This window comes from Pleomorphomonas sp. T1.2MG-36 (genome assembly GCF_950100655.1).
Lineage (GTDB): Bacteria > Pseudomonadota > Alphaproteobacteria > Rhizobiales > Pleomorphomonadaceae > Pleomorphomonas.
In genome coordinates, this window is sequence record NZ_CATNLY010000045.1 from 250,474 (window position 1) to 270,220 (window position 19,747).

Annotated in this window: 14 protein-coding genes and 1 other RNA gene; 7 read left to right on the forward strand and 8 right to left on the reverse strand. The window is 64.7% G+C overall.

Annotated features, from left to right (window positions below):
• Nucleotides 1-2: 2 nt before the first annotated feature.
• The 3 genes from QQZ18_RS18775 to QQZ18_RS18785 are packed head-to-tail and all read right to left on the reverse strand — an operon-like array spanning nucleotide 3 to nucleotide 4,140.
• The gene (locus QQZ18_RS18775; protein WP_284542482.1) at nucleotides 3-1,133 is read right to left on the reverse strand and encodes an ABC transporter permease; all 1,131 of its coding nucleotides are present in this window, start codon (nucleotides 1,131-1,133) and stop codon (nucleotides 3-5) included.
• A complete protein-coding gene (locus tag QQZ18_RS18780) occupies nucleotides 1,130-2,236 on the reverse strand; it encodes a microcin C ABC transporter permease YejB (RefSeq protein WP_284542483.1) in 1,107 nt (368 codons plus the stop codon). The genes QQZ18_RS18775 and QQZ18_RS18780 overlap by 4 nt, the downstream gene beginning before the upstream one ends.
• A gap of 26 nt (nucleotides 2,237-2,262) precedes the next feature.
• Entirely contained in the window at nucleotides 2,263-4,140 is a 1,878-nt protein-coding gene (locus QQZ18_RS18785; protein ID WP_284542484.1) for an extracellular solute-binding protein, read from the reverse strand.
• Nucleotides 4,141-4,363: 223 nt separating this feature from the next.
• Here QQZ18_RS18785 and ffs point away from each other — a divergent pair.
• The 5 genes from ffs (at nucleotide 4,364) to rnk (ending at nucleotide 8,098) form a co-directional block, all read left to right on the forward strand.
• Nucleotides 4,364-4,460, forward strand: an RNA gene (gene ffs, locus QQZ18_RS18790) — signal recognition particle sRNA small type.
• A 23-nt stretch (nucleotides 4,461-4,483) separates the two neighbouring features.
• Nucleotides 4,484-6,280: a DNA polymerase III subunit gamma/tau gene (locus QQZ18_RS18795; RefSeq protein ID WP_284542485.1), complete on the forward strand. Its 1,797-nt coding sequence runs from the start codon at nucleotides 4,484-4,486 to the stop codon at nucleotides 6,278-6,280.
• A 70-nt stretch (nucleotides 6,281-6,350) separates the two neighbouring features.
• Nucleotides 6,351-6,677, forward strand: a complete 327-nt coding sequence (locus QQZ18_RS18800) for a YbaB/EbfC family nucleoid-associated protein (protein ID WP_284542486.1) — start codon at nucleotides 6,351-6,353, stop codon at nucleotides 6,675-6,677.
• 72 nt (nucleotides 6,678-6,749) lie between these two features.
• Nucleotides 6,750-7,355 carry a recombination mediator RecR gene (gene recR / locus QQZ18_RS18805; RefSeq protein ID WP_284542487.1) on the forward strand — a complete coding sequence of 202 codons (606 nt, stop codon included), beginning with the start codon at nucleotides 6,750-6,752 and terminating at the stop codon, nucleotides 7,353-7,355.
• A 323-nt stretch (nucleotides 7,356-7,678) separates the two neighbouring features.
• Entirely contained in the window at nucleotides 7,679-8,098 is a 420-nt protein-coding gene (rnk, locus tag QQZ18_RS18810; protein ID WP_284542488.1) for a nucleoside diphosphate kinase regulator, read from the forward strand.
• A gap of 31 nt (nucleotides 8,099-8,129) precedes the next feature.
• Here rnk and gdhA read toward each other — a convergent pair whose 3' ends face one another.
• Nucleotides 8,130-9,485, reverse strand: a complete 1,356-nt coding sequence (gene gdhA / locus QQZ18_RS18815; protein ID WP_284542489.1) for an NADP-specific glutamate dehydrogenase — start codon at nucleotides 9,483-9,485, stop codon at nucleotides 8,130-8,132.
• Between the two features lie 410 nt (nucleotides 9,486-9,895).
• Nucleotides 9,896-10,954, reverse strand: a complete 1,059-nt coding sequence (locus QQZ18_RS18820) for a response regulator (RefSeq protein WP_284542490.1) — start codon at nucleotides 10,952-10,954, stop codon at nucleotides 9,896-9,898.
• 277 nt (nucleotides 10,955-11,231) lie between these two features.
• On the opposite strand from QQZ18_RS18820, the gene galE reads away from it, so the two are divergent.
• Together galE and kdsA are read left to right on the forward strand one after the other, a co-directional pair.
• Entirely contained in the window at nucleotides 11,232-12,224 is a 993-nt protein-coding gene (galE, locus tag QQZ18_RS18825; RefSeq protein WP_284542491.1) for a UDP-glucose 4-epimerase GalE, read from the forward strand.
• A 64-nt stretch (nucleotides 12,225-12,288) separates the two neighbouring features.
• Nucleotides 12,289-13,146, forward strand: a complete 858-nt coding sequence (gene kdsA / locus QQZ18_RS18830) for a 3-deoxy-8-phosphooctulonate synthase (protein ID WP_284542492.1) — start codon at nucleotides 12,289-12,291, stop codon at nucleotides 13,144-13,146.
• On the opposite strand, the gene QQZ18_RS18835 is transcribed toward kdsA, so the two are convergent.
• The 3 genes from QQZ18_RS18835 to QQZ18_RS18845 all read right to left on the reverse strand — a co-directional run bounded on the left by QQZ18_RS18835 (nucleotide 13,140) and on the right by QQZ18_RS18845 (nucleotide 19,659).
• A complete protein-coding gene (locus tag QQZ18_RS18835) occupies nucleotides 13,140-15,650 on the reverse strand; it encodes an ATP-binding protein (RefSeq protein ID WP_284542493.1) in 2,511 nt (836 codons plus the stop codon). The two genes, kdsA and QQZ18_RS18835, sit on opposite strands and share 7 nt — an antisense overlap.
• 76 nt (nucleotides 15,651-15,726) lie before the next feature.
• Nucleotides 15,727-16,776 carry an HD domain-containing phosphohydrolase gene (locus tag QQZ18_RS18840; RefSeq protein ID WP_284542494.1) on the reverse strand — a complete coding sequence of 350 codons (1,050 nt, stop codon included), beginning with the start codon at nucleotides 16,774-16,776 and terminating at the stop codon, nucleotides 15,727-15,729.
• A gap of 441 nt (nucleotides 16,777-17,217) precedes the next feature.
• Nucleotides 17,218-19,659, reverse strand: a complete 2,442-nt coding sequence (locus QQZ18_RS18845; RefSeq protein ID WP_284542580.1) for a beta-glucosidase H — start codon at nucleotides 19,657-19,659, stop codon at nucleotides 17,218-17,220.
• Between the last annotated feature and the right edge of the window lie 88 nt (nucleotides 19,660-19,747).

The following is a 19,747-nucleotide window of genomic DNA, read 5'->3' on the forward strand; positions in this document are numbered from 1 at the left end:
CCTCACTGGAAGGTCTTGCGTGGATCGAAGGCGTCGCGCACCGCCTCGCCGATGAAGATCAAGAGGCTCAGCATGACGGCGACCACGCAGAAGCCCGTGATCCCGAGCCAGGGCGCGAAGACGTTGGTCTTGCCCTGCCGGAGAAGCTCGCCGAGCGAGGGATAGCCGGCCGGCAGGCCGAAGCCGAGATAGTCGAGCGACGTCAGCGTGGTGATCGATCCGTTGAGGATGAAGGGCAGGAACGTCAGCGTCGCCACCATGGCGTTGGGCAGCAGGTGCCGCCACATGATGGTGAGGTTGCCGACGCCGAGGGCCCGCGCCGCCCGCACGAATTCGAAGTTGCGGGCTCTCAGGAACTCGGCGCGCACGACGCCGACGAGATGCGTCCATGAGAAGGCGAGCAGGATCAACAGCAGCACCAGGAAGGATGGCGCGATCACCGAGGAGACGATGATGAGGAGATAGAGCGTCGGCACCGCGTTCCAGATTTCGATGAAGCGTTGCATCAGGAGGTCGGTGAGGCCGCCGTAATAGCCCTGCACGGCGCCGATGGCGATGCCGACGAGCGAGGAGACGACGGCCAGCGTCAGGCCGAACAGGACGGAGATGCGGAAACCGTAGAGCGCGCGCGCGACGACGTCGCGCCCCTGATCGTCCGTCCCGAGCCAGTTCATGTTGCCGAAGACGCAGTCCCTGTCGTTCACGCCCTCGGCGTAGGCGGCACAGCGCTCGGCGGGCGAAAGAAGGAAGGCCGGCGGCGAGGGCGCCGGCGTCGGAGCGTCGGTGTTGGGCGTGTCGAAGGAATAGCGGATGGGCGGCCAGATCATCCAGCCGTTGCTCTCGATCTCGTCGCGATTGTAGGGATCGCGATAGTTGGTGATGGCGAGGAAGCCGCCGAACTTCTCTTCCGGGTAGTCGACCAGCACCGGGAACAGGATCTCGCCCTTGTAGGAGACGATGATGGGCCGGTCATTGGCGATGACGTTGGACAGCAGCGTCGCCACGAACAGCACAAGGAAGATCCAGAACGACCACCAGCCACGACGGTTGGCCTTGAAATTCTGCCACCGGCGGCGATTGACGGGCGAAAGCCAGGGGCGCCTTGCTGCGGGGAGGGCGTTCATCGACGTCATACCTCCCGGCTCTCGAAATCGATGCGCGGATCGATCCACATGTAGGTGAGGTCGGAGAGGATGTTGATGACGAGACCCATCAGCGAGAAGACGTAAAGCGTGGCGAACACGACGGCATAGTCGCGGTTGATCACCGATTCGAAGGAGAGAAGTCCGAGACCGTCGAGGGAGAAGATCGTCTCGATCAGCAGCGATCCGGCAAAGAAGGAGGCGATGAAGGCGCCCGGAAAGCCGGCGATGACGATCAGCATGGCGTTGCGGAACACATGGCCGTAGAGCACCTTTCGCTCCGAAAGCCCCTTCATGCGCGCCGTCAGCACATACTGCTTGCGGATCTCGTCGAGGAAGGAGTTCTTGACCAGCAGCGTCGTGGTGGCGAAGGCGTGCGTCGCCATAGCGAGGAGCGGCAGGGCCATGTGCCAAAAATAGTCCAGGATACGTTCGGGCCAGCCCATGGCGCCCCAGCCCTCGGATGTCAGCCCGCGCAGCGGAAAGATCGACCAGAACGACCCGCCGGCAAACAGCACGATGAGCAGGATGCCGAACAGGAAGCTCGGAACGGCATATCCCACGGCGATGACGAAGGACGTCCAGACGTCGAAGCGCGAGCCGTCGCGCACGGCCTTGGCGATGCCGAGCGGAATGGAGATGCCGTAGGAGAGAAGCGTCATCCAGATGCCGAGCGAAATCGACACCGGCAGCTTCTCCTTGATGAGGTCGATCACTGAAATGGAGCGGAAATAGCTCTCTCCGAAATCGAAGCGGGCATAGTTCCACAGCATCAGTCCGAAGCGCTCAAGCGGCGGCTTGTCGAAGCCGAACTCCTTTTCCAGCTTCTTGATGAACTCGGGATCGAGCCCCTGCGCACCACGATATTTCGAGGTGATCGCCTCGCCGGACATCTGGTCGGGCGACTGGCCTCCGAGATCGGCGCCTGCGCCCGTGAAGCGATCGGTGGCGCCGATGTCGGTGCCCTGCAGCTTGGCGATCACCTTCTCCACCGGCCCGCCGGGGGCAAACTGCACCACGGCGAAATTGATGGCCATGATGCCGATCAGCGTCGGAATCATCAGGAGGAGGCGTCTGAGAATGTAGCCTGCCATGAAGCGGAAACCTCGTCTCGACGTCGTCAGCGGGAAAGACCGGCCGCCGAAGCGACGGCTGGGTCGTACCACCAGACGTCGGGGAAGCCGACGGAGTATTTCGGCAGCGCCTCCGGATGGCCGAAGCGCTTCCAGTAGGCGTAGAAGCTGTTCTTCGAATAGAAGAGCGGGATGACGTAGTTGCCCGCCAGGAGCGCCCGGTCGAGTGCACGCGTCGCGGTGACGAGCGCTTCCCGGTTTCCGGCGTAGATCACCTTCTCGATCAGCGCGTCGACGGCGGCGTCCTTGATGCCGGCCGTATTGCGCGAGCCGGGCAGATCGGCCGCCTTCGACCCCCACATCTCGCGCTGCTCGTTGCCCGGCGACAGCGATTGCCCCCAAACGTCGACCGTCATGTCGAAGTCGAAGCTCCGGGTGCGGTTCAGATACTGCGCGTCGTCGACGAGGCGATAGTCGAGGTCGACGCCGATGCGGCCGAGCGTCTTGGCGAAGGGAGCGACGTAGCGCTCGTCGAGCGAGCTGAAGGTGAGATACTCGATACGGAAGGGCTCGCCCTTGGCATTGCGCATCTTGCCGTCCCGGATGGTCCAGCCGGCTTCGGCGAACAGCGCGACCGCCTGCCGAAGATTGTCGCGCACCGCTTCGGGCTTGCCGCCAACCGGGTTGGCGTACGGGGTGGTGAACACCGCGGACGGCAACTTGTCGCGCAGTGGCTCCAGGAGCGCCAGCTCGTCCGGGCTCGGCAGGTTCTTGGCGGCCAGTTCGGTGCCGAAGTAGAAACTGTCGATGCGGTCGTAGAGATCGAAGAAGACAGTCCGTTTCAGCGTCTCGTAGTCGAAGGCGAGATTGAGCGCCCGACGGACGCGCGCATCCTGATACTTCGCTAGGCGAAGGTTGGGCACCAGCGCCTGCATGACGCCGGACGCGTTGCGCGGGAAGGTCATGGTCACGACCTTGCCTTCGTTCTTCGCCGGGAAATCGTAGCCGGTCGCCCACATCTTGGCCGAGCGTTCGGCGCGGAAATCGTACTTGTCGGCCTTGAAGGCTTCCATCAGCACGGTGGGGTCGGCGTAATAGTCGTAGATCAGGCGGTCGAAGTTGTTGGAACCGACGGAGGTCGGCAGTTTTGCTCCCCAGTAATCGGGATCTCGAACAAGCGTGACACGCCGGCCGGGGTCGACCGCCGTCACCTTGTAGGGCCCGGAGCCAAGCGGCGGCTCCAGCGTCGTCTCGCGAATGTTGCGCTGCTTTCCCGAGGCGTCCTTGCCCTGCCACCAATGCTTCGGAAGCACATAGAGCTGCCCAAGAATGTGGGGCAGTTCACGGTTGCCCGGTGCATCGAACGAAAAGCGGACGATCCGCTCGCCCGCCGCTTCGGCCTTCGTGACGTGGCTGTAGTAGCTGCCAAAGAGCGGATAGATTTCCTTCAGCGTGTCGAAGGACCAGATGACGTCGTCGACCGTCACGGGTTCGCCGTCCTGCCAGCGCGCTTTTGGGTCGAGTCGATACTCCGCCCAGGCGAAGTCGGCGGGATACCGCATCGCCTCGGCCAGTTGCGGATAGCTTGCGGAGATGTCCAGCTCGTCCAGCGACGCCGTGAACAGCGATTCGTAGGCGGAAGCCACCGAGGCGGCTGGCGTTCCCTTGGTGCCGAGGAAGAGGTTTGTGCTGTCGAAACTGCCTTCGACGCCGAAACGGGCTTCGCCGCCCTTGGGCGCCTCCGGGTTGACATAGTCGAAATGGGCAAACCCGGGTGCATAGCGCGGCTCGCCGCCCAGCGTCGTCGCCGTTCGCCATTCCTGCTCTTCGGCCCGTGCCGGCGTACCGGCCAGCAGCGGCTGGAGAATGAAGAGGGCGCCGATGAGGAGCCGGCCGGGAAGGCTCTGGGCGAAAGGTCGAATCATCGGACGTCCCCGCGTGTTGGTTTTCTTCTCGAAATTTTCATCATTGCGACTCGAAGGCAATGGTTTCGCGACATCGCATCTTTTTCGAGGCGCGCATCGCGAGGTTGCCGGCCTCTCCGGGAACGGCATTTGGCCGAACGAAGGTCGGGGCCGTTCGCCCGTGCGGAGGCATCCGTGAAAGCGCCTCTTGCATTTTGCCGGCAACACCGCGATATGTGGCTCGGGAGGTTGGCAGTGGACGAACCACTCGCCAACCGGGTCAGGTCCGGAAGGAAGCAGCCCCAACGAGCCTCGGCTCGGGTCACTCGTCGGCCTCCCACCCTTCATTTCCCAGGTTGCGAGCATGCCGGACACTCTGACGCCTGCCGATCAGACGGCCGCCTCGCCCTACAGGGTTCTTGCCCGCAAGTATCGTCCGCAGAGCTTTGCCGACCTGATCGGCCACGGCGCCATGGTGCGCACGCTCGAAAACGCCTTCGATACCGGCCGCATCGCGCAGGGGTGGATGCTGACCGGCGTTCGTGGTGTCGGCAAGACCACCACGGCCCGCATTCTGGCCCGCGCCCTCAATTATGAGATTCCCGGCGAGATCGACCGGCCCACCGTGCACATGGATCGCGAGGGCACCCATTGCCGCGCCATCATGGAAGGTCGGCACGTCGACGTCATCGAGATGGACGCCGCCTCGCATACCGGCGTCGACGATGTGCGCGACATCATCGAGGCGGCTCGCTACAAGCCGGTGTCGGCCCGTTACAAGGTCTACATCATCGACGAAGTGCACATGCTGTCGACGCAGGCCTTCAACGCGCTCCTGAAGACGTTGGAAGAGCCGCCCGAGCACGTGAAGTTCGTCTTCGCCACCACCGAGATCCGCAAGGTTCCGATCACGGTGCTGTCGCGCTGCCAGCGGTTCGACCTGCGTCGCGTGCCGACTGGCGAGCTCGCCGCCCATATCGAGCGCATCATTGCGTCCGAGAAGGTCACCGCCGATCCGGAGGCAGTGGCATTGATCGCCCGCGCCGCCGAGGGGTCGGTGCGCGACAGCCTCACCATTCTCGATCAGGCGATCGCCCATGGCGGCGGCCACGTGTCGGCCGACGCCGTGCGAAGCATGCTGGGGCTTGCCGATCGGGTGCGCGTCGTCGACCTCTTCGAGGCGGTGATGAAGGGCGACGTCGCCGGTGCGTTGGCCATCCTCGCCGACCAGTACGACACCGGCGCCGATCCGGCCGCCGTGCTGTCCGATCTCGCCGCCTTCGTGCATCTGGTGACACGCCTCAAGCACCTGCCCGAGGGGGCGACCGACCTGTCGCTCACCGAGGCCGAGCGTACGCGTGGTCGCGATTTTGCCGAGAAGCTGTCGGTGCGCATCCTGTCCCGCGCTTGGCAGTTGCTGCTCAAGGGCATCCAGGAAGTGCAGACGGCGCCAAGACCGCTGCCGGCCGCCGAGATGGTGCTGGTTCGTCTCGCCTATGCGTCCGACCTGCCGACGCCCGATGAGGCGCTGAGAATGCTTCGGGACGGCAGTTTTCCGGGAATGAATCCGCCGACCGGCGGTCTTCCGGGCGGGGGCGATGGCGCGCGTGCGCGTGCCGGTGGCGGCTTTGCCGGCGCGGTTGCCCGGCGTGCCGAACCGGAGGCGGAGGCCGGTCCGCGCCTCGACAGTTTCGAGGCGGTGGTGGCGCTGGCCGAAAGCAACCGTGACATTGGCCTCAAGTTTGCGCTGGAGCGGCACGTCCGGCTCGTCCGTTTCGAGGACGGGCGCATCGAGTTCTCGCCCGTCGAGGGCGCCAATCCCGGTCTCGCCGGCGAGATCGGCCGCAAGCTGACCGGTTGGACCGGCCGCCGCTGGATCGTTGCCATCTCCCGTGAGGAAGGGCGTCCGACGCTTGCCGAAACGCGCGAGGCGCGTCGGCGCGAAGCCGTCGACGACGCGCTGGCCGATCCCGTGGTCGCCGCCATCTTCCGCCTGTTCCCGGGAGCCGAGATCGTCGACGTCAAGTTCGGCGACGAACCGGAGCCGTTGCCGGCGGGGCCGGCTCAAGGCGGCGGCGCGACCTTCGAGGATACCGGCGACTGGACCGAGGGCCTTATCGACGAAATGCCCGATCCCGGCTTCGGTGATTTCGACGATTGACCCCGTGCCGTTGACAAGGGTGGCCGGAGCAGCCATCTGGCGACAAGACTGATCCACCGGGAGAAGAGACATGTTCGGCGACATCGGCAAGATGATGAAGGAAGCTCAGGCGCTTCAGGCCCGCATGGCCGAAGCGCAGGAGGAAATCGCAAGGACCGAGGCAACCGGTACCTCCGGCGGCGGCCTCGTTTCTGTCACCGTCACCGGCAAGGGCGAGATGAAGGGACTTCGGATCGATCCTTCCCTTCTGAAGCCGGAAGATGCCGAGATCGTCGAAGACTTGATCGTTGCCGCCTTTGCCGATGCAAAGGCGCATGTCGACTCCGTTGTTGCCGAGCGCATGCAGGCGGTCACCGGCAAGCTGCCGCTGCCCCCGGGTTTCAAGCTGCCGTTCTGACAGGATTTGTGACGCACGGGCTTTCCGAACGATCCGAGTGTTTCGGTGGCCGTGCTTGGAGCGGAGATCGCCTTGGCCCGACGCGTGACAGGTCCGGAAATCGAGCGGCTGATTCAGCTTCTTGCCCGTCTGCCCGGTCTCGGACCGCGTTCGGCCCGTCGTGCGGCGTTGCAGTTGGTCAAGAAGCGCGACCAGCTGCTCTCTCCGCTGACCGATGCCATGCGGATCGTCCATGACCGTGTGCGGGTCTGTTCGGTGTGCGGCAACGTGGATACCGCCGATCCCTGCACGGTCTGTACCGATCCGACGCGCGACGGGTCGGTGATCGTCGTGGTGGAGGACGTTGCCGATCTCTGGGCTCTGGAACGCGCCGGTGCCGTCAACGCCCGCTATCACGTGCTTGGGGGCGTGCTGTCGCCGCTGTCTGGCATCGGGCCTGACGATCTCGATATCGCCGGCCTCGTCGACCGGGCGTCCGATCCGGCGGTCAAGGAAGTGATTCTCGCCGTCAATGCCACCGTCGACGGCCAGACGACCGCCCACTACGTGACGGATCGACTCGACGGTCTCGGCGTCAAGGTGACGCGCCTCGCCCACGGCGTGCCGGTGGGCGGAGAGCTCGACTATCTGGACGAGGGTACGCTGACGGCGGCCATACGCTCGCGCACGCCATTCTGATTGGGGCGCCAAACGAGGCGAGAGCGGACCGAAAACCGAGGCTGGCGACTGCCAGCAATTGGTGTTGGGCCAACAAGGCCGTCTTGACTTTAGCCGAGCGAATGCCGATCTTTCCGAACATGGAACCGCGGACCAGCCATCTTCGAGTGCTTTGCAGGATCTATCCCGTCGCGGGATACTGATCTCACGGTCCCGCATGTCGCGCGCAGGCCGTGAGGCTCTGCCGCCGGTTTTTCCGCCGCCATCGCTGCGCGACACCTACTCTCAGCTTTCTAACATCAGGTCCGCCTGAAAGCGGACCGTTTCCTTTTGGAGGAACGAACATGACCACCGCCACACGCCGGCGACGCTTGCCGGCCATCACCCTCGCCCGCTCCGATCACGAGCGCCTTGCCAATCTCGCCGACGCGCTTGCCGATCGTGACCCTGCCGCCGCCGACCAGTTGGCCGCCGAGCTCGAACGCGCGCGCGTCGTCGCCGACGATCGTCTGGCGCAGGGAACCGTGCGCATGGGCGCGGCCGTGCGCTTCAGCCTGGACGGAGCCGAGCCTCGGACCGTTCGCCTGGTTTACCCGGGCGAGGCGGACATCGAGCAGGGGCGCATTTCCGTGCTGACGCCGGTTGGGGCGGCGCTGATCGGCCTGACCGCTGGTCAGAGCATCGAGTGGACGGATCGCGACGGCAAGTCCCGCCGCCTGAGTGTGCTGGAAGTTGGGGTGGAGGATCTGGCCATGGTGTCGTGAGGGCGGGGTCCGCCCTCACGCGGTCCGGATGTCAGATGATGCCCTGGGCGCGCATGGCCTCGGCAACACGAATGAAGCCGGCGATATTGGCACCCAGCACATAGTTGCCGGCAACGCCATATTCGCTGGCTGTTTCGGCGCAGCGATCGTGGATACCGCTCATGATCCCAGCCAGCCGCTCGCGCGTCGCCTCGAAAGTCCAGCTGTCACGGCTGGCATTCTGCTGCATCTCCAAGGCCGACGTGGCGACGCCACCGGCGTTGGCGGCCTTGCCCGGGCCGAACAGGACGCCGGCTGCCTGGAAGGCATGCACTGCTTCCGGGGTTGAGGGCATGTTGGCGCCTTCTGCGACAGCGATGACGCCATTGCCGATCAGCGTCGCGGCATCGCGGCCGGAGAGCTCGTTCTGCGTTGCACAGGGCAGCGCGACCTCGCAGGGCACATCCCAGATGCTGCCCTTGCCGGTCGGAACGAAGTGGGTCCCCTTGTGCTTCAGCTCGACGTAGTCCGAGATACGAGCCCGCCGCACTTCCTTGATTTCCTTTATCAGGTCGAGATCGATGCCCTCGTCGTCGACGATGTAGCCGGAGCTATCGGAGCAGGCCACCACCTTGCCGCCGCGCCGGATGGCCTTCTCCATGGCGTAAACGGCCACGTTGCCCGAGCCGGAGACCACGATCCGACGACCTTCGAGATCGGCGCCCTTGGTCGCCAGCATGGCGCTGGTGAAATAGACGGTGCCGTAGCCGGTCGCTTCGCGCCGTACCAGGGAACCGCCGTAGCTGAGCCCCTTTCCGGTGAACACGCCGGCCTCGAAACGGTTGGTCAGGCGCTTGTACTGACCGAACATCCAGCCGATCTCACGGCCGCCGACGCCGATGTCACCGGCCGGAACGTCGGTGTGCTCGCCGAGATGCCGGTTGAGTTCGATCATGAAGGACTGGCAGAAGCGCATGATTTCGCCATCCGACCGGCCCTTGGGGTCGAAGTCGGAACCGCCCTTGCCGCCGCCGATCGGCAGGCCGGTCAGGGCATTCTTGAAGATCTGCTCAAAGCCCAGGAACTTGATGATGCCGAGGTTGACCGAGGGGTGGAACCGCAGGCCGCCCTTGTAGGGGCCGAGGGCGGAGTTGAACTGGACGCGGAAGCCGCGGTTGATGTGAACCTGACCATGATCGTCGGTCCAGGGAACACGGAAAATGATCTGGCGCTCGGGCTCGCAGATGCGTTCGATCAGGGCGTCGGCCAAATAGTCCGGGTGTTTGGCCACCACGTGGCCAAGGCTTTCCAGCACTTCGCGCACAGCCTGATGGAACTCGGCTTCCGCCGGATTGCGGCAAAGCACTTCCGACAGGATTGGGGCTAGCTTTTCATCGATAGAAACCACGTGCGACTTTCCTTGTTCCGCTCCAGCCCCCTAGGGAACTGGTCATGATGACGCTGCGATCGGGCTGCTTCTGCCCGACGGCCTGCGCCGCCGTTGCAAAGGAAAATGTCGCTCTCGTAGAAAACAGAAATCACAACCAAGGCACGTTTTGACTAGAGGCGCGGCGGCGTCCCCTGTCAGGCTGACGATTTGCTTCACTTCTCCAAGAACGGGAAAATGCCCAATCCGAGGGCACTTTGATGAAGGAGAAATCAGGATGCAAGCCAGTAACTGGCCGTTTCAGGAGCATTAGCCCAAAAAAGTTACTGCTCGCGGCGAATGGTCGCTGCAACATCAAGCAGCGACCGCCATATCCGGCAGCCGGATACAATGCCGCCGGGTAGAACTGTATGGTATTTATACTTAACGGCTTAGCCGCCGGAAAGGCGGAGTGGTACCTCGAGAGCGTGCCCGCTTCTGGTCGAGAACGCCACGACACCGCCGCAAGCTCGCGCCAGCCCTTCGATCAGCAAACGCCGCTCGGCAGCTGCCGCGCGGGCCTCGGTGTCGGCCGCTATGGGTTTCCCGCCCGACTGGCGAACCGTGGCGATGAGGCGGCCGGACGCAGCCCTGAGCGAAACGGTTGCCACGCCGCCTGCCGCCGCCGCATCGCCGGCTTCCGCTAGGAAGCCTTCGACGAGATCGGCATAAAGCGTCGGACTGGTTTCGATCGGTAGCGGCAGCGAGGGGGCAAGGAAGGTGACGGTGCCCCCGGCGTCCGCTCTGAGGTCCTGCTTCTTCACCGCATCGGTGAAGAACGGTATGGCATCGAAGCGCTGAACGCCGGCACCGAACCGGCTGGCGGCTTCGAGGTCGGCGATCGAACGGGCGAGGGCGGCGCGCTTGATCTCCTGGTTCGCCGAACGATCGGCGCTCCGTTCGGGGCGAAGCGCAAGTCCGGCCGCATAAAGGTTGGACATCAGCGCTCTCAGCATCGTGGCCGCATCGCGACGCGCGGCCTGCCGCCGTGGAAGCAGCGTCGAGAAAACCCTGTCGAGCGTTGCCACTGCGAGATCGCTCTTGGTGAGCAGTCCGTCGGCGCCGGCCCGGCGACCGATCAGCTCGATGTCGTCATTGTCGAGCGCCGAGGTCAGGATCACCGGCACGTCGGCGACCCTCTTGATCTCGTCGATCAGCGCCATGGTGGTGCGCCCGGCCATCCAGAACTCGCAGAGCACGACATCGCAAGGCTGGCGCGACAATGCCGAAAGCGCCGCTTCGCGCGTGCCGGCCGCAACGAAGGTGGCGGCGAAGCTGGGCAGCGCGCCGACGAGACGGCCGATCAGGAAGGTGTCCTCCGGCGCGTCGCCAATATGAAGAACGGTGATCGCCCGCCGCTCAACGCCGGTATCCGACGCGTCGACGAGACGAAGGCGCCGCGCGGCCGCGTCTTCGATGGCTGGAATGAACGGCCCCGACAGTCGAGCCATGAACGATCCTCTTCCCTCTCCGGCCCCGGCTATCGAATCGCATCTTCACCGCGGACATTGAAAAATATGCAGGAAACTGCGAAAAAAGTAGTTAACGAGCCGTTAATTTCCCCTGTTGGCTGAGAATGTGCACATGATTTTCGATCGCCCCGCCCTTGGCGAACAATTGCGTCCCCCCGGCATCCTCCCACTGGAAAAGCAAAGCCAAACGGGCGATAGAGGGGTCTCGCTTCTGGCGCCCTGATCTGAGACGCCGATAGGATCCGAGGAGTTTTCCATGTCCATTCTGGTGACCGGTGGCGCCGGCTATATTGGCAGCCACATGGTGCATGCTCTCGTCGACCGTGGCGAGAGCGTTGTCGTGCTCGACAACCTTTCGACCGGCTACGATGCCGTCATTCCCGGTTCGGCGACGCTGGTCGTCGGCGACATCGGAGATGGCGATCTGGTCGACAAGCTGATCGCCGATCACGGCATCACTGCCGTCGCCCATTTCGCCGGTTCGATCGTGGTGCCGGATTCGGTGACCGATCCGCTATCCTACTACGAGAACAACACGGTGAAATCGCGCTCGCTGATCGCGGCGGCGGTGCGCGGCAAGGTCAAGGCCTTCCTGTTCTCCTCGACGGCCGCCGTCTATGGCGAGCCCGGCGTCGATCTGATCGACGAAGCGGTGCCGCTCGGACCGGTCTCGCCCTACGGCTCGTCCAAATGGATGACCGAGATCATGCTGCGCGACAGCGCCTTCGCCTACGGCTTCCGCTACGCGGCGCTGCGCTATTTCAACGTCGCCGGCGCCGATCCGAAGGGGCGCACGGGCCAGTCGACCAAGCGCGCCACCCATCTCATCAAAATCGCCGCTCAGGCCGCCCTCGGACAGCGCGATGGCATGGACGTGTTTGGCACCGACTATCCCACCCCCGACGGCACCTGCCTCAGGGACTACATTCACGTCAGCGACCTCATCGAGGCGCATGTGCTGGCGCTGAAGCACCTGATGAACGGCGGCGACACCTTCGTCGCCAATGCCGGCTATGGTCACGGCTTCTCCGTGCTTGAGGTGATCGATGCGGTGAAGCGCGTGTCCGGCGTGAACTTCCCCGTTCGTATGGCGCCGCGTCGCGCTGGCGATCCGCCGTCGCTGGTTGCCGATTCGAGCCGGCTGCGTTCCATCACCGGCTGGCAGCCCAAGCTCGACGATCTCGATACCATCGTCGGCCACGCCCTGGCGTGGGAGAAATCGCTGGCCGGCCGCAACATCCAGCGCTGACGAGAAGTGCCGCGCCCGGCCGCGCCAAGGCCGGGCGTCACCCCTTTGGAAAGGTTCCCCGCCCATGGCCGTCGCCACGCCGCAAAAAGCCGTCACCGTCGGCTCCGTCACCTTCGACAACACCGCCCCCTTCGTGCTCATCGCCGGTCCCTGCCAGATCGAGAGCCGCGAACACGCGCTGAAGATCGCCACCTTCCTGGCGGACACGGCCAAGGCGGCCGGCGTGCCCTTCGTATTCAAGGCCTCCTATGACAAGGCCAACCGGACCTCGCTGAAGGGGACACGTGGCGTAGGCATCGAGGCCGGCTTGTCTATTCTCGCCGAAATCCGCGATCGCCTGGGCTGCCCCGTGCTCACCGACGTCCATGACATCGAGCAGACCCGTCGGGCGGGCGATGTGGTCGATGTCCTGCAAATTCCGGCATTTCTTTGCCGTCAGACCGACCTCCTGATCGCCGCTGGCGAGACCGGCAAGGTCGTCAATGTCAAAAAAGGGCAGTTCCTGGCGCCCTGGGACATGCAGAACGTCGCCGACAAGGTGGCCTCGACGGGCAACGAGCGCATTCTCCTCACCGATCGCGGCACGTCCTTCGGCTACGGCGCCCTGGTCACCGATTTCCGGGGGCTGCCGACCATGGCCGAAACCGGTTATCCGATTGTCTTCGATGCCACCCATTCGGTGCAGGAGCCCGGCGGTCGTGGCTCGTCATCGGGCGGCAAGCGCGTATTCGCTCCGGCACTGGCCAGGGCGGCTGTAGCGGTCGGTTGCTCGGCCGTGTTCATCGAGGCGCACGACGATCCGGACCGGGCGCCTTCGGACGGGCCGAACATGCTGCCGCTGCCCTGGATCGCGCCGCTTCTTTCCGATCTCAAGGCGCTCGACGCCGTCGCCAAGGGGCGGGCACTCACCGAGGCCTACTGAACGGCTTCCGCCTCACTGGCCGCGGATGTCTTGGCGAACTCCGCCTTGAGGCCGGCAACGACGCTGCCGGCGCCGGCGATGGTCATCATGAGCTTGCCGAGGGCGCCGACGTCTGGGTCCGGCAGTTCGGCCATCAACGCCGCCGCCTGCCGCGACAGGTCGTCGAAGCCGACGTTGGCCGATGCGCCCTTCAGCGTGTGCAGGCTGCGCTTGGCGAGTTCCGCGTCGCCGCGTTCGAGCGCCGCCGAAAGGTCGGAGAGGAGACCCGCGACGTCGGTGGCGAAGGAGTCGAGCAGGAAGGCGGTATCCTCCGGACCGAGCTCGCGCAGGAGCGCGTCGACCCGGCGGCGATTGACCGTTTCTGCACGCGCCGCTTCGCGTGTGACGGTTCGCCGCGTCGCCGGTACCTTGCCCTCGGATAGTGCGGCGAGAACCGACAGCAGATCGTCACGTTCGACGGGCTTGGGCAGGAAGCCGTTCATGCCGGCCTTGCGGCACGCTTCGCGGTCGGCGGCGAAGGCGTTGGCGGTCATGGCGACGATCGGCACGTTACGGCCATGCCCGCTCGACCGGCGGATGGCGCGCGTCGCCTCCAGGCCGTCCATCACCGGCATCTGCATGTCCATGAACACGATATCGAACTCGCGGGCGTTGACCATGGCCAGCGCTTCGGCGCCGTTTTCGGCCAATGCGGCCTCGATGCCGAGGCGGGCGAGCAGGCGGAGCGCCACTTGCTGGTTGATGCGATTGTCCTCGACCACCAGCACCCTCAGTCCCTTCGGCACGGCGGCCTCTTCGCCCGGGCTACGGCGCTTGTCTTCCGTCGCGAGACTTCCGGCGATCGAAGCGGCGACGATGGCCGGCGTCAAGGTATTGGCAGGGCGGCCGGGTTTGCCGGCGACACGGGGGGCCGTCTGCGAGAAGGCGATGTCGAGGCGCGCGCGCTGATGGTCCGGCGGCAGGGCCGTGACGACGATCGCGATGTCGGCACCTTGCTCGCGCTCCGCGGCTCCGGCGCCGAAGTAGGCGAAGGTCGCGACGATCGCGGCGGTCTCGGTGGAGGTCCGCCCCTTCACCCAAACGCTGGCGCCGTGGAGCGGAGCCGGATCGACGTCGGCCGCATCGGCTCGTTCAAGCGGTAGCTCGAAGAAGAAGGTGGAGCCTCGCCCTTCGCGGCTCTTGACGCCGATCGCGCCACCCAGTCCCTCGACGATGCGCCGGCTGATGGCGAGCCCGAGACCGGTTCCGCCGAACCGGCGGGTAATCGACGCATCGACTTGCGAGAACTCCTTGAACAGGCGCTTCTGACCCTCTTCGGAAATGCCGGTGCCGGTATCTTCCACCTCAAAGCGGAGAACCGGGCGCTCGCCGCCGTTCACTTCGCGGATTCGTACGGCGATCATGCCGCTCTCGGTGAACTTGACCGCGTTGGACAGGAAGTTGATCAGCACCTGACGAACGCGCGTCGGGTCGCCTGAATAACGGGCGTTCATGGCGATCTCAGGCGCCAGAACGGCGACAAGGCCCTTCTCGCGAACGGATGCCTCCACCATGGACATCGCCGCCTCGGCCGTGCCCACCGGATCGAAGACGATGCGGTCGACGTCGAAAGAGCCGGCCTCCAGCTTGGAAAAATCGAGGATGTCGTTGACGAGGGCGATCAGGCTGCGGCCACAGGTTTCGATGTTGGTGGCAAAGCCGCGCTGTTCGGCATCGAGCTGCGTGTCCTTGAGAAGATGCGCCATACCCAGCACGCCGTTGATCGGGGTGCGAATCTCGTGGCTCATGGTGGCGAGAAAGGCCGACTTCGCCTGGTTGGCCGCCTCGGCTGCGGCGACGGCCTGCTTGAGTTCGGCGGCCATGGCCTCAAGGCGCAGTCTCGAACTCCAGATCTCGCGGATCTGCCGGATCAGGCTGAAGATGAAGATGCACATGGAAAGCGTCAGCGCGCCGACCAGGACGACAAGCACGCGATAGAGCTTCTCGCGCAGCATCCGCTCCTCGGATCGGGCAACGATTTCCGCCGTCTCCGCGAAGGTCGCCACTCGGGACGTGATGGCCGGGAGATCGCTCAGGCGGTTGCCGAGCGCGTCGAGGGTCTCTTCGTCGATCTTCGGCGTGCTGGCCAGACGGTCGATGAGTGTCCTCGCGTCCGCCACGGCTTTCGTCACCGCGCCGACGTCGGTACCTTCGGGCGCCGTCACCGCAAAATCGCGCGCGGCGGCACCGAACAGCACAAAGCGCGCGGTGACCGTCTGCGCGCTGGCTTCCGTAGGATCCCGCCTGGCCGTTTCTACTGAGCGCAACAGCTTTTCGGCTGCCCTGTCGAGCCGATAGGCGGTGGCAAGGGTCCGCGTCTCTTCAAGATCGCTCACGTCCGCCTGTTGGCGGATCAGGATGGTAAAGACGGCGACGGCGGAAACCAGGAACAGGAAGCCGACGACGACATAGAGCAGTGCGCCCCTGAGCGGATGATCTTGTGCCGTGGACTTTCCGACACGCATTCCGATGCCAGGTCCGTTCGAAAGGGGAGTGGTGGTCGTCACGATGATCGGTCCGGCAAGAAAGCGGCAAGAAAGGTCAGGCGGCGAAGCCGAAGGGTGTTCCAGCCTGTTCCCGGATCTTCAGGATGCGGAAGTAGCGCAACGAAAACGCCCTCGCGACCTCTGGATCGAACTGCTGGCCGGCGTTGTCGGCGATGTAGCGGGCAGCCTCTTCCGCCGTCCACGCGGCCTTGTAGGGGCGCTCGGAGGTCAGCGCATCGAACACGTCGGCGACGGCGACGATACGTCCGGCGAGCGGTATCGCCGTTTCCTTGAGGGCGCGCGGATAGCCGGTCCCGTTCCAGAACTCGTGGTGCGTCTCGGCGATCTCGGCGGCGAGGCGAATGACGCGCGACCGGGAGCCTTCGAGAATCTCGCCGCCGATCAGGGTATGCGCCTGCATTCGGCGGCGCTCCTCGGTCGTGTAGGGACCGGTCTTGTGAAGAAGGTCGTCGGATAGGCCGAGTTTGCCGATGTCGTGCATCAGCGAGGCGATGTAGAGGTCTTGGCAGTAGGTCTCGCCCTGGCCGAGCTCCTCTGCGAGTTCGCGGGCCGTGCGGGCGACGCGTACCAGGTGACTGCCGATCGCGGGATCGCGGCGCTCCACGGCGCGGGCGAGACGCAGGATGATCTCCTCTTCGAGACCCAACCGATCGTGGGTGGCCTTCTGCACCTCGGTCTGCAGCCAGTCGGCGCGGTCCCTGAGCTTGTTCTGCATCTCGCGCAGCATCGCGAGATTGCGAAGCCGCGCCTTGGCCTCGGCCATGTCGACCGGCTTGGTGAGAAAGTCGGTCGCTCCGGCCTCGAGGGCTGCGTAGCAGATCTCCCGCTGGTCGACAGTGGTGACCATGACGATGGGCACGTCGACATAATCGGGAAGGCTGCGCACCTCGCGGATGAGAGTGAGCCCGTCGATCCCCGGCATCATGTAATCGACGATGATCAGGTCGAAGCGGGTTCGGCGGGCCTCGTCGAGCGCCTGCAAGGGGTCGCGAAACGACTGCACGTCGGCGATGCCGGAGCTCTGCGCCAGCTTGCCGAGCATGAAAAGATTACTTGGGTTGTCGTCGACCAGAAGGAGCTTCATGACGGTTTCCATGCGGATTTTCTGAAAGATAACGTATCCGGGAAACGTGAAGCTTCAGAAAATGAGCATGAGAAACGGTGTGTGAACTTAGCTCTGTCTCATTTGATAGAAACTATAAAGGGAATATTTAGCCTATACCCCCCAAGAGGCCGAAATTTAGGCAAATTGGCCGCAGTAAGCTTTCGGCTTCCTAACTGGCATCGTCATAAATGACAAGGGTGAGCGGATCTCGTTCACGACTTGGCAAGACTTGGCGCCAGGGCAGCGTTTGCCGCTGGCATGGCCGTGATGACCGGGGCATAACGTCAACATCGAGCCGACGGAAACCCAGCTCACTTTCCGAAAGCACGCCTCTCGGTCACTGCAGCCGCCAAGTTGCAGACTTACCACCCCGGACATGGCTAGGCCACGTCCGGGTTTTCTTTTGCCTCGGTGACGATCTCAGTGCCGGAGGCGAGCGCTCACGACCTCTACGATCTCTCGTGTCAGCTCGATGTCGACGCTGCCTTTCGCCGCGGCGGCGGAGGCGGCCGCAATCAGCCTGTAGCGGCCCTTCTCCGCGACAAAGGCGTTGCGCTCGACATCGAAGTAGGAGAAGGCGCGTGGGGAAAGCAGCATCGTTGCTTCCACGGTTTCGCCCGGTGCGAGGAGAAGCTTGGCAAATGCCCTCAGCTCCTTGACCGGCCGGTCGACGCGCGATGTCGGAGGCGCCACGTAGAGCTGCACCACCTCGGAGCCGGACCGCGCTCCGTTGTTGGTCACCCGGACGCGAACGGTGATGGTCCCCTCGCCGTCGAAGACCGGCTTATCCACGCTCGGCGCCTGCCAGTCGAAGCTGGTGTAGCTGAGGCCATGCCCGAAGGGGAACAATGGCTCGATGCCGGCCTTATCATAGTGACGGTAGCCGACGAACACACCCTCCCGATAGACGACGTGGCCATCCCGACCGGGATAGGTCGACGGGTCGCCGGTCTCGACGGGGGTGTGGTCGATTGAGCGCGGGAAGGTCTGGGCGAGGCGACCGCCCGGCTCGGCGACGCCGGTCAGCACGTCGGCAATGGCGTTGCCCGCTTCCTGTCCCGGATACCAGGCCTCGACAACCGCGCCGACCTTGTCGAGCCAGGGCATGGCCACGGGGCCGCCGGTCTGCAGCACGACGACCGTACGAGGGTTGACGGCCGCGATGGCGGCGATCAGTTCGTCCTGGCGGCCGGGTAGGGCGATGCCCGGCAGGTCGTTGCCCTCGGTGTCCCACTCGCCGGACCGGCCGGCGTAGACGATGGCGATGTCCGAGGCGCGGGCGAGCTCGACGGCATCGGCGAAGGCCTTGTCGCCGAGCGGCACGGCGACGCCGACGCGAATGGCCTTGAGATTGAGAGTGATGGCCTGCACGAATCGATACTCGACGACCACGTCGACGGTTCGCCCCGCTTCGAGTGCGATCGTCCCGCGCACTTCGCGATTGCCGCACTCGAAGTAATTGTCGCCCGGTGCCCAATCCTTTCGAATGTCGACCACCGTCCGGCCGTCGACGATCAGGCGGCTCGGCCCGATGCTGACCAGTCCGAACACATGCTCGGCCGTCTCCGATGGTGTGAAGCGGGTGGTGGCCCGCAGCGAGAACTCGGCGTCGGCCACGCCGGGCGCCACCTCGTTGAACCACATCACTTCGCCGAGCGGATGGCTCTGATGTTCGACCACGGGGCCGGTGAGATCGGGGCGGCCGTAGACGTCCACCTCGAACGGTCCCGAGATCAATGGCATCAGCCGGTTGGCGGTAACGCCCGGCGCCGTTCGGAGCTGGTTTTCCGATGTGAGGACGCGGAGGCCGTCGGCTGGCGAAACCGCGTAGTGAGGATTGAGCTGGGCGCTGCCACCGCCCATGATCTGCGCCGCCTCGGCGTTGGGGCCGATGGCGGCGATCGTCTGGCCCGCCAGATCGAGCGGCAGGATGCCGTCGTTCTTGAGGAGCACGATCGCTTCCGCGCCGGCCCGGCGGATCAGCGCCCTATGCTCCGGCTTGTCGATGGCCCGCTCGGCGGGAATGTCGGGCGTATCGAAGCCCCCAACCCGCTCGATCAACGTCAGCACGCGCCGGGCGGCCTCGCGCACCCTATCGGCCGCGACTTCTCCAGCCCGCACTGCGGCGACCAGCTTGTCGCCACGGTCGCGTGTTGGCCCGGGCATTTCGAGGTCGAGCCCCGCTTCGACCGTCGGCGCGGTCGAATGGGAGCCGAACCAGTCCGACATGACGATGCCCGAAAAGCCCCACTCGTCCTTCAGAAGGTCGCGGAGAAGCGCCTTGTGCTCGGAGGTGAACGTCCCGTTCAGCCGGTTGTAGGAACTCATGACGGCGAAGACGCCCGCGGTCTTCACGGCGGCTTCGAAGGGCGGCAGGTAGATTTCGCGCAATGCCCGGTCGTCGACGTCCGAGCTCATGGTGGTGCGCTGTATCTCCGACTCGTTGCCGACGAAATGCTTGATCGTGGCGCCGACACCGCCATTCCGCAGGCCTTCTATATAGGCGGTTGCAAGTGTAGCGGTGACGCAGGGATCTTCGGAGTAGCACTCGAAGTTGCGGCCGTTGACGGCGGAGCGCTGGATGTTGACCGTGGGGGCAAGCAACACCGAGGCACCCTTCGATCTTGCCTCCTCGGCCAGGGCTCCACCGATTTTCTCGACAAGCGAGGGATTCCAACTGGCTCCAAGGGCTATGCCCACGGGGAAGCTCGCCGCCTTGACGCCACCGACGAGCGAGCCGCCACCACGGGCGCCGTTTGGCCCGTCGGATACCTTGATGGCGGGAATGCCGAGTCGCGGTATCGCCACCGTCGTCCAGAAGTCGGCACCGGCGAGCAGCGACACCTGCTCCTCCAGCGTCATCGCATCGAGGAGCGCCTCGATATCCCGTTCGGCCACGTAAACCTCCCAATATGAAACGATACAATCAGCTTTTCATAACATGTTCCGA

Excerpts from the sequence above, each read along its gene's own strand:
- QQZ18_RS18775 (WP_284542482.1), bottom strand. The coding sequence starts at position 1,133 with ATGACGTCGATGAACGCCCTCCCCGCAGCAAGGCGCCCCTGGCTTTCG.
- QQZ18_RS18780 (WP_284542483.1), bottom strand. The coding sequence starts at position 2,236 with ATGGCAGGCTACATTCTCAGACGCCTCCTCCTGATGATTCCGACGCTG.
- QQZ18_RS18785 (WP_284542484.1), bottom strand. The coding sequence starts at position 4,140 with ATGATTCGACCTTTCGCCCAGAGCCTTCCCGGCCGGCTCCTCATCGGC.
- QQZ18_RS18795 (WP_284542485.1), top strand. The coding sequence starts at position 4,484 with ATGCCGGACACTCTGACGCCTGCCGATCAGACGGCCGCCTCGCCCTAC.
- QQZ18_RS18800 (WP_284542486.1), top strand. The coding sequence starts at position 6,351 with ATGTTCGGCGACATCGGCAAGATGATGAAGGAAGCTCAGGCGCTTCAG.
- rnk (WP_284542488.1), top strand. The coding sequence starts at position 7,679 with ATGACCACCGCCACACGCCGGCGACGCTTGCCGGCCATCACCCTCGCC.
- QQZ18_RS18820 (WP_284542490.1), bottom strand. The coding sequence starts at position 10,954 with ATGGCTCGACTGTCGGGGCCGTTCATTCCAGCCATCGAAGACGCGGCC.
- galE (WP_284542491.1), top strand. The coding sequence starts at position 11,232 with ATGTCCATTCTGGTGACCGGTGGCGCCGGCTATATTGGCAGCCACATG.
- kdsA (WP_284542492.1), top strand. The coding sequence starts at position 12,289 with ATGGCCGTCGCCACGCCGCAAAAAGCCGTCACCGTCGGCTCCGTCACC.
- QQZ18_RS18835 (WP_284542493.1), bottom strand. The coding sequence starts at position 15,650 with ATGCGTGTCGGAAAGTCCACGGCACAAGATCATCCGCTCAGGGGCGCA.
- QQZ18_RS18840 (WP_284542494.1), bottom strand. The coding sequence starts at position 16,776 with ATGAAGCTCCTTCTGGTCGACGACAACCCAAGTAATCTTTTCATGCTC.
- QQZ18_RS18845 (WP_284542580.1), bottom strand. The coding sequence starts at position 19,659 with ATGACGCTGGAGGAGCAGGTGTCGCTGCTCGCCGGTGCCGACTTCTGG.